Genomic DNA, 11,486 nt, shown 5'->3' with positions numbered 1-11,486 from the left:
CCAGCACCAGGCTCATTTCGTTAACTCCATGATACCCGAATTCTTAGCCCCCTTCGTCGAGCAGCTCCAGCACTATGCGCTGCAAAGCATTAAAATCAAGGCCACCCCGCTTTCGGAGGACCAGCCGGCCTCGGCGGCCAGCAAGTTTCGTGGCCTGCCGTTTCTGCCCCTGAGCGTGCCCTACCCCCGGGACGGGAAAGGGGCGCCGCTGCTGCTGCTGGCCCAGATTAACCTGGCCGAGCTGCCGCCCACGGACTGGCTGCCCGCCGCGGGCCTGCTGCAGTTCTACGCCTCGGCCTCAGCGCTCTACAATACGGAGGAGGCCGCAGTGCGCTATATCAGGCCGGAGCAGCTGACCGAGGAAATGCAGCAGGATTTCAGCTTTCTGCCCGCCGACCACTACGACGACAGCCCCATGCAGTGTGAGCACCGCCTGCATTTCGAGCTGACCACTGAGTACGGTGGCTTCCAGGATAGCCGCTTTGACGTTGACTTCCAGGGACTCGCTGCTCGAGCTTATGGCAAGAAGCTACCCATGGAACGGAAGCGGGAATTTGCCAAATTCTTCAACAGTGAAGGACACAAGCTGGGCGGCTACGCCATGTTTACCCAGGGCGACCCGCGTGAGTATACCCCCGGCACGGCCCACGACGTGCAGCTGCTGCAAATTGATACGGACGAGCAGATTATGTTCGGCGACTCCGGCGTGGCCCACTTTTTCATTGCTCCCCAGGCCCTGCAAAACGGCGAGTTCAATAAGGCCTACTTCTACTGGGACTGCTGCTAATGACTGGCCACTGCTTCTTCCGGTACGGCCGTAGGCACCGCCGGAGCCACGTAGTGCCGCAACGACTTCATGGCCAGTAGCATGCTGATAACGGTCAGCACGGCACCGGTCAAGAAGGCCGCGCCGGGAAAGTGCACGGGGGCCTTGCTGCTGGTGAAAAAGGAGAACAGGTTGGTCATCAGCGGCGGTCCAATGATGGAGGTGAGGCTCACAAGGCTGGTAAGCGCCCCCTGCAGCTCGCCCTGCTCGTTGGGCGGCACCTGCCCCGACATAATGCCCTGCAGGGCCGGGCCAGCTATGCCGCCCAGGCAATAGGGCACCAGAAATACGAACATCAGCCAGCCGGTAGGGGCCAGGGCAAACAGCAGAAAGCCCAGGGCGTAGAAGGCCAGGCCCAGAAATACCGAGCGTTTGGGGCCCAGGCGGGGGTTAAGGTGGCGAATCAGGACCCCCTGCACCAGGGCCGTCAGGGCCCCAATCACGCCCAGGGAGTAGCCCACCCAGGCCTCGTTCCAGTGGAACTTGTACATGGTGTAGTACGACCAGGTGCTCTGGGTGGAGTGGGCCGCAATGTAGATGAGCACCAACGAGCCCACCATGCCCAGAATCACGGGGTATTTCTGTAGCTGCCGCAACGAGCCGATGGGGTTGGCCCGGCGCCAGTCGAACTTACGGCGGTGCTCTTTGTCGAGCGACTCGGGCAGAATAAAGAACCCGTAGAGCCAGTTGAGCAGCGTCAGGCCCGCGGCGAAGTAGAAAGGCACGCGGGGCCCGTACTGCCCCAATACTCCGCCAATGACCGGCCCGATGATAAAGCCCAGCCCAAACGCCGCCCCGATCATGCCAAAGTTCTGAGCCCGCTTTTCCGGGGTGCTGATGTCGGCAATGTAGGCCGAGGCCGTGGAAAAGCTGGCCCCGGTGATGCCCGCAATAATACGGCCCACAAACAGCCAGGTAATGGTGGGCGCAAAGGCCACGAACAGGTAGTCGAGGCCGAAGCCGAAGAGGGCAAACAGCAGCACCGGCCGCCGCCCGTACTGGTCGGAGAGGTTGCCCAGCACCGGCGAAAACAGGAACTGCATGCTGGCAAAGGCAAACATGAGCCAGCCCCCGTACTTGGAGGCCTCACTCAAAGAGCCCCCGATGAGCTGACTGATCAGCTTGGGAATGACGGGGATGATGATGCCGAAGCCAATAACGTCCAGCAGCAGCGTGATAAAGATGAAGCCGAGGGCGGCCTGGCGTTTATCGGACATGATAAATCTGGTTTGCTAATTTTTTTGGCGCGTCTAAAATACTAAAATTTTACGCAATCAGGATGACAAAGTTGAATATAGTTGGCCTGAAATGTATCAACTGTTGGGGCAATCCGTATCCGGGATACGCCTGCAAACCGCATACGTGGGTTTTCTTGCGGCTGGATCCTCCACGTTTTATTCTTCTTTGCCTATGCTGTTTTTCTTTGGATTAGGTCGGACCCGCATTACGACAACTCCCCTGGCGGGTGTTGCCTGCGCTTACTGCAGCGCCCCGAATTCTGTGACGGCCACGGTATTCTCGCGCTACTTTCACGTGTTCTGGATTCCGGTAATTCCGCTGGGCAAATTCAGCCTGACTCAGTGCGGCCACTGCAAGCAGGTGCTGGAACAGAAGGAAATGCCCGCCGCGTACCAGGCTCCCGTGGCCGCTATTCAGCAACAGGTCCGCCTGCCGCTTACCAATTATCTGGCCCTGATTCTGCTCGGGGCTGGTGTCCTCTTTATGCTAGGCGTGGGCCTCTTCAGCGACAAGTCTTCGGCTGCTCCGGCCGCCGAGGCACCACCGGCTACCGCCAAACCCACCGACACCGCCGCCAACGACGCTGCGGTGCTGCCCACTGCCGGGGCGGTGTACCTGATGCCGATGGATGCCGGTCGGTACTCGCTTATGCAGGTCACCAAAACTACCCCCGACAGCGTCTATTTCCGCATCACCGACCCGCTGCGGTCTGCCCCCTCCGCGGCCATGATAACCCGCGCCCTGCGCGACTCGGTATCGGCGGCTAACGAGGCTACTGCCTGGCAGAAAAAGCAATGGCAAACCGTGCGGCAGTTCAATAAGGAGTTTATCCGCCTGCGGTAGGGCGGGGAAAGGCCCGGCCAGAATACACGCTTAAAATACGATTACCTCTTCCGTGTCGAAGTAGTAGAGCACGCACTGCACGTCGGAGTAGCCCAGCTGCCGGAACAGGCCCGCGTACTGCTGCAGCTGGCGGCGGTGCTGGGGCTCGGGCGGCGGAATCTTGAAGTCGATGAGCGTGACGCGGCCCGGCGCCGGCTTCACCTCGGGCTCGAACACAATCCGGTCGGGCTTGTAGTCCTGGCGGCGCGTGCCGCCCACCAGGATTTCCCGCTCGGTTTCCACCGCCACGGCCGGGCTGAAGTAGTGGCCCATCCGCGGGTTTTCCACTGTGCGGCGCAGCAGGCTCACCAGTTGCCCTTTTTCCTTGCTGCTGACCAAGCCCTCGGCCACGAGCTGAGTTGCTACCCGATCTACGTCGGTGGCTACTTCGAGGCGGCGCAGGGCGTAGTGCAGCTTGCGGTTCCACTCGCGCTGCACCTGCTGGTCGTCGAAATCGAAAATGGTGTTGGCGTGGCGGCGCAGCCGCAGCCGCTCCTCCCAGGGGGTGCTGCTCAGGTTGGCCAGGGGGTAGGTCTGAGTGGCGGCCTTGGTTTTCAACTCGGGCACGAAGTTGTGGCTGTCGGCCAGGGCATAGGCCGTGCGCTCGTCGTTCCAGGCGCCGGTAGCCAGCAGGTAGCGGTGCAGCAATTCGGCCACGGTTTTGGCTGGTTCAGCCGTCGTCGGCGCTTCAAACTCCTTGACGGCTTTGGTGGGCTTGGGCCGGCGGCTGATGGCGTAGAGGCGGTGGCGGGGCCGGGTAAAGGCCACGTACAGCATGTTCAGACCTTCCAAAAACGTCTTTTCCAGCTCCTCGGTGTACTGCTGGGCCAGCGGGGTGCGCAGCAAGGCCTGGGTCTGGCCGACCACCGCAATGGGCGGCATCTCCGGCACCGGCTTGGCGTCGTCGGGTAATTGGCCCCAGAGCAGCGTGCCGCGGTAGGGCGTCAGGCTCCAGTCGGCGAAGGGCACGATGACGACTCCGTAGGCCAAACCCTTGGCCTTGTGCACGGTGGTAATGGTAATAGCGTCGCGGCCGGCCGGGGCGTTGATGCTCAGCGCGCTTTTCTTCTGCTCCCAGTAAGCCAGGAAGTTGTTCAGGTTGTTGCCAAAGCGCAGGCTGTATTCCAGCGTGAGGTCCAGGAAGCGGAACAGGTACTCACTTTCCTCGTTACGGCCCAGCAGCCCGAAGGTGCCCATCAGCCGCTCGGTCAGCTCGTAGAGGCCGAGGTTGCCGGTTTCCCGCTCCCGCACGTCGTAACCCAGGGTCCGCAGCTCGTCGAAGAACTCCTGGGCCTTTTCGGCGTTGGCCAGCGTGGCAATGTGGCGGGCCCGGGCCGGAGTAGGGGCCAGCTGCCGCACTACTTTATCCACCAAGAGCAGCGCCTCGGCCCGGGCCAGGGTGTCGGCGGGCCGGTTCAGCACCCGGAATAAGGCCACCAGCAGGTTTACTACCTCGGCAAACTCCAAAGACAGCGAATCGGCCGAAATAATGGGGTAGCCCCGCTCTTTCAGAAACTTAGCGACCCGGCGGCTGGAGTCGCGGCGGCGGCAGAGCACGGCAATATCCTGGAGCCGAAACCCATCCTGCAGGGCTTGCTCCACCAACTGCAACGTCAGGTAGAGCGTACTGGCTTCGTAGTCGAATACCTCATCCGGACCCACGCCGGGCAGGGTTTCCTCGGTATAGGCGCCCGATACGGGGTCGTAGCGGCGGGCGGGGGCTTCGTCTTCGGTGAAGAGCAGCTCCACGTGGCCGGCGCCGCCGCCGGGCGTCTGCTGTCCAAAGTGCTCATCGTAAATAGCCTGCACCAGCGGCAGCTGCGGGTGGGAGCTGCTTACCTGCCCGAAAAAGTCGTTGTTGAACTGAATAATCTCCGGGGCCGAGCGGTAGTTGGTGTTCAGGTGCTCGGGCGTCAGGGCCTGGTCCAGGGTGTAGTAGCGGTCCTGCAGCAGGCCGCGCAATTCCTCGTCGGCCACGCGCCCGTAGAGGTACTGCGTCTCGTTCTGGTGCAGGCGCAGAATCTGCTCCATTTCCCCGCCCCGCCAGCGGTAAATAGCCTGCTTAGCATCCCCCACGGCCAACGACAGATTACCAGTCGACACGGCGTTTTCGACCAGCGGCAGCAGGTTGTTCCACTGCAAAACGGAGGTGTCCTGAAACTCGTCGATGAGCAGGTGCAGGTACCGCTCGCCCATCCGCTCGTAGAGAAACGGCACCGGCTCGCGCAGCACGATGCTGGCAATGCGGCGGTTAAACTCGGCAATGAGCACCACGCCCCGTTCCCGGCTCAGCTGGTCCACGGCCTTGCTCAGCTCACTCAGCAGCGACACGTGAAACAGGTAGGGCAGCATCCCGTTCACCAGAATATAGTCCGACAGCAGCGTGGCGCGCAGGTTTTCCAGCTCCAGGTAGTAGCGCGTTACTTCCTCCTTCACGGCATCTACGCGCTGCTTGTCGGCGGCCGTCTTCACCTTGCCGCTGTACCACTTATCCTGCTCCATAGTGGCCCGCACGTAGCTGTTGGCCTCCTTGTCGGGCAAAAGCCGCTCTTCCCACTTGGTGAAGTAGCCGATGATGCCGTTTTTGCCCTGGTACAAGTCGGCTTCCGTCACGCCGGCCGTTTCCAGGGCCACAATAGCCTGCAACGCCGCCAGCTGAAACTTGCCTTCAATGACCTCCTTGCGCTTGCGCAGCGTTTCGTGCAGGCGCCGGTAGTCCTGCAACGACATGCGCTGCAGCTGGCTCACGGCCTCGTGCACGGGCTCCGAGAGCAGAAAGCGCCCGAACTGCACCAGCTCGTCGGAGAGGTTATTCCAACTGCGGCCCTCGTCGGCCTTGCTCAGGGCGTAGTCGGCCAGGGAGCGGCTGAGCAGGGCCGCATTCGGGTCCCGGTTGACGCGGTCCAGCAGCAGGGCCACCGCGCTTTGCAGCACCGCGTCGCCGTCCAGCTCTACCTCAAACGTGGCCGGCAAGCCCAGCTCCCGGGTAAAGGCCTGCACGATGCGCTGCACGAAGGAGTCAATGGTGCTCACGCCAAAGTCGGCGTAGTGGTAGAGCACCAGTCGGAACGTGGCCGCCGCCCGCCGCCGCAGCTCCTGCCGTTGCTCCTCGGGCGTTTCGGCGCGCTTCGGCAGCAGCCCTTCCTCGGCCAGCTCCCGGGCAATATCGCGCAGCAAAGCGTCGTCCTGGTTGGACTCGGTGGGGTAGGCAAAGCGCCGTAAAGCGCTGATAATACGCTCCTTCATTTCCCCCGCTGCATCGTTGGTGAAGGTAATGGCCAGGATGCTCTTGAAGTAAGCCGGGTCCTCGGAGCCCAGGGCCAGCTTCAGGTATTCCTTGGTCAGCTGGTAGGTTTTGCCGGAGCCGGCGGAGGACGAGTAAATGCGGAACGTGGCGGGCATTGCGGCAGGGAAAAGCGGGGTGCAAGATACTCGATAAGCGCCGGGAATAGGATATTGTAGCTATTATTGCTCTTCTCTATTCTTACGCAATGTCTTTTTAAGAAAAGCTATGAAATATACATGCTATGCATTGTCAATAGTTCTCTGGCTGTCTTCTGTTGTGCACGTTTATGCAACCGGACAAATTCCAGATAGAATGATTTATAAGGGAGATACCCTCAAAATATTTGCGAACCCACTAGAACAACTGTATTCGAATGACTCATTGCATCCTGCCTTTTTTGGAGCAAAAGAAGCCTGCGAATCAACTGCTTGTTGGCGAGGCTATCAGGCGACATGGGAAATAAGTGAAGATAATCTATATCTTGTCGGGATATATAGCTGTTGCTATAACGATGATAAAGTAAGTGCCGATTTAAAAAACCTTTTCGGTGAAAAATGCATCAATGGCAGGGTGAAAGCTGATTGGTTCACAGGGAAGATCGTATCACCCCAAGGAAAGCTGCTTTATTATGTTCATATGGGATATGGGTCTTTGTATGAGAAAGAAGTAGAGCTACAGTTTGAAAGTGGCTTGTTAATAGATACAAAAAATTATGACAACTCGAAGTCTCGCATTTCTGCATTTAGGACTAATCCTGAGAAGCTGAAAAAATTTATATATAGAAATATTGATTGGAATAAGATTCCAAATGCAACTAATGGAAAAAGCTTGCTCGTCTCTTTTTCAGCGAACAGAAAAGGTGTTATCGATAGTGTGGACATAAGAATGAAAGATAGTAGTGTTTATGCAAAAGAAGCAGCTCGGGTAATAAAATCGATACCTAGATGGGATGTTCTATACAGAAGAGGTGAGCTATTGCGAATGGAATGGGTTGTGTTAATTAGTTTCAGTGAAGAAAACAGGAAGAAGTACAGGAGGTAATAAGCTGATAATTTAGCTCAGTTTATTCAGGATATAGAGTAGTCGTCCTGCACCGCCACCCGCAGCCGCTGCTCCACCTCCGTCGTCACCCGTTTCGGCCGTTGCGTACTAGGCTCCAGCAGCACCCACTGGGTTTCGGCCTCGCAGAGTAGCACCCCGTCGGCGGCCCGCTCGATGCGCACGAAGCGCTGCGACTGTGCCCCGCGTACTTCGCCAATCCAGGTAGTACAGCGCAGCTCCTCGCCCAGATAGGCGGGCTTGTGGTAGCGCACCCGGTGCTCCAGCACCACCCAGATGTACTGTTCCCGCTCGCCCACCGGGAAAGCCGCGTGCCAGTGCGCCGCTGCCGTGTCCTGCACAAACTGCACGTACTGCACATTATTCACATGGTTCAGTTCGTCAATATCGGAATCAACCACGGTAAGCAGGCGGGAAAAGCGGAAGGAGGGTGCGGGGTCAGACATAGAAAAAGGCTACCAGAGAAAACAAGAACGTCATTCCAAGCCGCGGGGAATCCCGCGGGCCGTGGTAATCAGGTACTATAAGGTGGAAGAAACGCGTTGGCTGCGCGGAGGCAGGCTACATACAAGTGACGTTCAGTTACTTCTTTGCGGCCTGTTTTGCCTTTCGGTCCCACACCCGGCCCAGATACTCGCGAATATCGAACGTCTGGCAATTCGTGTCGCCGTGGTCGATAACTACCACTCCGATACGCCCGGCGGCCTGCTCTACCAGGTCGCGCAGCAAAGGGGAGCGGCTGCCGATGCTGATGAGCGCCGTGTTCATAGCTTCTTTGGCCCGATTCGGGGCCTGCGAAATGCCGGCTTCTAGCGGCGGCAGCCACTTGTCGAAATAGGCATCCGGCAATGCTTTGTCATCCAGGGCCAGGCGGCTCAGCAGGGTATAGCCCAGGCGCTGCCGCATTTCCCCGGGCTCAGTAGTCCACTGCGCCAGCTTGGCTTGCGCAATGGGCGTCTGCGCTATCAGGCCCGCCAGCAAATCGGCCAGGGCGTGGTAGTGCACGTCGCGGGCCCAGGCCTCGGCTTGCGTTTCGGTCAGCTGCTGCGGGTCGGCCAGCATCGTCGCCAGCGACTGGGCGTCGATATTCTGGGTGTCCCAGAGCTGCTTGGCTACCTGATGCGCGTGGTTTTTGTCTTTGCCACGGCCCACGAACTGCTTCTTCAGCGCCGCGTACTGGGCGAAGCTTACCCCGAACGTATTCGGGCCGCTGCCGTGGCGTTGATAGGTTTTGCGGGTCGGTTCGGTGCCCAAAGTGCGAAGCTGTGCAAAAGTTTCTTCGAAATTCATAGCTGGATTATAGGCCTTTAAAGCCTGCTAAGGCCGGTTTGATGAGTTTTGGCCGCTTGCTACAAGCGAGATAAGTCGCCTCAATCTAACTAGTATGGCATATTTGCGTACCTTTGGTTCAAGTTTAAGATAATAGGCACATCTATTCTGTTATACGTTCTGTGAAGAGCTGCAGCAGATTGCATGGCGACTTTGCTTGAATGACATCCATACTTTACCCCCATGCAAACAGGAACAGTAAAATTCTTCAATGACACCAAGGGCTTTGGTTTCATTAAATCTGACGAAAACGGTCAGGACATCTTCGTGCACGTAAGCGACCTGGTCGACGAAATCCGCGAGAACGACAAAGTACAATTCGACGTAGCTCAGGGCCGTAAGGGTCTGAACGCCGTTAAGGTGTCGTTGGTGTAAATCACCTTACTCACTTCTCGCAAGTGAAACAAAAAAGCCTGCCTCGAGCAGGCTTTTTTGCGTTTAAGCCAGATACTGTAGTCTACTGATGCCCAGTAGGGTAGCGGCTATATTCCTATACCGCTGAACTTCTATGCAAGGTGTGTAGTTACACCAATCCAACTCGGAAGGGAGCCGGCTTTTGCTAGCATACATCCCCGTCTGAGGCGGACAATCATCCCGTTTCATAAGGAATTAAGAATTAGCTAAAATGCCTGCTACGTATCTTTTCTCGCGGAAAATACGTACCTTTGCAGCCGCATTGAGAACGGCCATGTTCCGCGCAGCATAGGCTGCTGTAATCTAATAGGCTGGCCGCCTTCGTCTTCCGTCCGTTGCTTCCGTCGCTTGTCGTTGTTGTTGAGTGGGAGAGGAACGTCGCTGAATCCGCTGTTTTCAGAGCTAGTGTCTCCCATTCCATCTAACAAAGTCATGGAAAAAGTAAAATTTGAAGAGCTCAACCTCTCTGAAGAGTTGATGCGCGCCATTGCCGACCTCGGCTACGAAGAAGCATCCCCTATCCAAACTGCTGCTATTCCCGTGCTGCTGGCCGGCCAGGACGTTATTGGCCAGGCCCAGACGGGTACCGGCAAAACGGCCGCTTTCGGCATTCCCGCCATTGAAGGCGTTGATACCAACAGCAAAGCCGTTCAGGTCCTGATTCTGTGCCCCACGCGTGAGCTGGCAGTACAGGTTTCGGGCGAAATCCAGAAGCTGGGCAAGTATAAGCGTGGTCTGGCCGTAGTGCCAATCTACGGCGGGCAGAGCTACGACCGCCAGTTCCAGGCTCTGGAGCGCGGCGTGCAGATCGTCATTGGTACCCCCGGCCGCGTAATGGACCACCTGGAGCGTGGTACCCTGAAGCTGGACAAGGCCACCAAGATCATTCTGGATGAAGCCGACGAAATGCTCGATATGGGCTTCCGCGAGGACATCGAGATTGTGCTGAGCAAAATGCCCGAGGAGCGCCAGACGGTATTCTTCTCGGCCACGATGAGCAAGCCCATCATGGAGCTCACCAAAAAGTACCAGAAAAATCCGCAGATCGTAAAAGTCAACCACCAGGAGCTGACCGTTACGAACATCGAGCAGATGTACTACGAGGTGCGTAACCCCATGAAGAAGGATGTGCTCTCGCGCATCATCGACATGTACAACCTCAAGTCGACCATCGTATTCTGCAACACGAAGCGTATGGTAGACGAGTGCGTGGCTGAACTGCAGGCCCGCGGCTACTTCGCCGACGGCTTGCACGGCGACATGGGCCAGCAGCAGCGCCAGAACACCCTCGACAAGTTCCGCAAGGGCACGCTCGAGATTCTGGTAGCTACCGACGTAGCCGCCCGGGGTATCGACGTGGAAAACGTGGAAGCCGTGGTGAACTACGACCTGCCCGCCGACGAAGAGTACTACGTGCACCGCATCGGCCGTACCGGCCGCGCCGGCAAGCTGGGCAAAGCCTTCACCTTCGTGAGTGGCCGCGACATCTACAAGCTGCGCGACATCATGCGCTTCACCAAGGCTACCATCAAGCAGGAGCGGATTCCGTCCTTCGAAGATGTGTCGGAGGTGAAAACCACGCTGTTCCTGGCTCAGATCAAGGACATCATCGAGAAGGGCAAGCTGGAGAAATACGTGGCCCGCGTGCAGCGTCTGCTGGATCAGGAAGAGGATATCACGTCGCTGGACGTGGCCGCCGCCCTGCTCCGTATGACGATGAAGGAAGACAAGCAGGCCGAGAAAAGCCTCGAGGCGGGTCGCCAGCAGGGCGCCGTGCGCCCCGGCTTCACGCGCCTGTTCGTAACCATGGGCAAGAAAGACCGGGTTCATCCTCGTGACATCGTGGACCTGATTGCCGAAAACACGGCGCTCATCGGCAGCAAAGTCGGTGATATTGCCCTCTACGACAAGTTCAGCTTTGTGGAAGTGCCTTCGGAGTTTGCCGAAGAAATTACTTCCAAGCTGGGCCGCACCTCTATTCAGGGCCGTCCGGTATCCTTCAACATTGCCACGCCCCGCCAGGAAGGCGATGCGCAGCAGGAAGGCAACACCCGTGGCCCCGGCGGATTCGGCGGCGGTGAGGATCGTCCGCGCCGGAGCGGTGGTTTCGGCGAGCGTCGTGAAGGCGGTAGCAGCTACGGTGGACAGCGCGGAGGCAGCAGCTTCGGCGGTAACCGCGGCGGCAGCTCCTACGGTGGTGGTCGTGAAGGCGGCGGCTACCGTGGTGGCAACAGCGGCGGCAGCTCCTACGGCGGTGGCTACAAAGGCAACCGTGACGGGGGCAGCAGCTACGGCGGCGGCTACAAAGGCAAGCGCGACAACGACGGTGGCGGCTTCCGCGGCGGCAACCGCAGCGAAGGCGGCAGCCCGGCTCCCCGCCCGCGTCAGGATTTCGACGAATAGATAGAAAATGACTGGCGGGGAGGGTAGTACCACTGCCTCACCCGCTGG

At 58.5% G+C, this 11,486-nt stretch carries 9 protein-coding genes; 5 read left to right on the top strand and 4 right to left on the bottom strand.

What is annotated here, in order from left to right; genetic code table 11:
• The first annotated feature begins 28 nt into the window (after positions 1–28).
• The gene (locus LGH70_RS17920; RefSeq protein WP_226188439.1) at positions 29–787 is read left to right on the top strand and encodes a YwqG family protein; all 759 of its coding nucleotides are present in this window, start codon (positions 29–31) and stop codon (positions 785–787) included.
• On the opposite strand, the gene LGH70_RS17915 is transcribed toward LGH70_RS17920, so the two are convergent.
• Positions 784–2,043 carry a TCR/Tet family MFS transporter gene (locus LGH70_RS17915; RefSeq protein WP_226188436.1) on the bottom strand — a complete coding sequence of 420 codons (1,260 nt, stop codon included), beginning with the start codon at positions 2,041–2,043 and terminating at the stop codon, positions 784–786. The two genes, LGH70_RS17920 and LGH70_RS17915, sit on opposite strands and share 4 nt — an antisense overlap.
• A gap of 193 nt (positions 2,044–2,236) precedes the next feature.
• Here LGH70_RS17915 and LGH70_RS17910 point away from each other — a divergent pair, with 193 nt between their 5' ends.
• Complete coding sequence (locus LGH70_RS17910) at positions 2,237–2,908, top strand: zinc ribbon domain-containing protein (protein ID WP_226188433.1); 672 nt, start codon at positions 2,237–2,239, stop codon at positions 2,906–2,908.
• A gap of 30 nt (positions 2,909–2,938) precedes the next feature.
• On the opposite strand, the gene LGH70_RS17905 is transcribed toward LGH70_RS17910, so the two are convergent.
• Complete coding sequence (locus tag LGH70_RS17905) at positions 2,939–6,349, bottom strand: UvrD-helicase domain-containing protein (protein WP_226188430.1); 3,411 nt, start codon at positions 6,347–6,349, stop codon at positions 2,939–2,941.
• 109 nt (positions 6,350–6,458) lie between these two features.
• On the opposite strand from LGH70_RS17905, the gene LGH70_RS17900 reads away from it, so the two are divergent.
• A complete protein-coding gene (locus LGH70_RS17900) occupies positions 6,459–7,274 on the top strand; it encodes a hypothetical protein (RefSeq protein ID WP_226188427.1) in 816 nt (271 codons plus the stop codon).
• Between the two features lie 26 nt (positions 7,275–7,300).
• Here the strand turns inward: LGH70_RS17900 and LGH70_RS17895 are convergent, their stop codons facing one another.
• Both LGH70_RS17895 and LGH70_RS17890 read right to left on the bottom strand, forming a co-directional pair.
• Positions 7,301–7,738, bottom strand: a complete 438-nt coding sequence (locus LGH70_RS17895) for an acyl-CoA thioesterase (RefSeq protein ID WP_226188424.1) — start codon at positions 7,736–7,738, stop codon at positions 7,301–7,303.
• Between the two features lie 136 nt (positions 7,739–7,874).
• Positions 7,875–8,582: a DNA alkylation repair protein gene (locus LGH70_RS17890; RefSeq protein WP_226188421.1), complete on the bottom strand. Its 708-nt coding sequence runs from the start codon at positions 8,580–8,582 to the stop codon at positions 7,875–7,877.
• Between the two features lie 222 nt (positions 8,583–8,804).
• Between LGH70_RS17890 and LGH70_RS17885 the strand changes: the two genes are divergently transcribed.
• Both LGH70_RS17885 and LGH70_RS17880 read left to right on the top strand, forming a co-directional pair.
• Entirely contained in the window at positions 8,805–8,996 is a 192-nt protein-coding gene (locus LGH70_RS17885; RefSeq protein ID WP_135461406.1) for a cold-shock protein, read from the top strand.
• A gap of 471 nt (positions 8,997–9,467) precedes the next feature.
• A complete protein-coding gene (locus LGH70_RS17880; RefSeq protein ID WP_226188419.1) occupies positions 9,468–11,438 on the top strand; it encodes a DEAD/DEAH box helicase in 1,971 nt (656 codons plus the stop codon).
• Positions 11,439–11,486: the final 48 nt, after the last annotated feature.

It is taken from the genome of Hymenobacter nitidus (genome assembly GCF_020447315.1).
GTDB classification, from domain to species: domain Bacteria; phylum Bacteroidota; class Bacteroidia; order Cytophagales; family Hymenobacteraceae; genus Hymenobacter; species Hymenobacter nitidus.
This window is presented reverse-complemented; position numbering and strand designations above follow the sequence as displayed.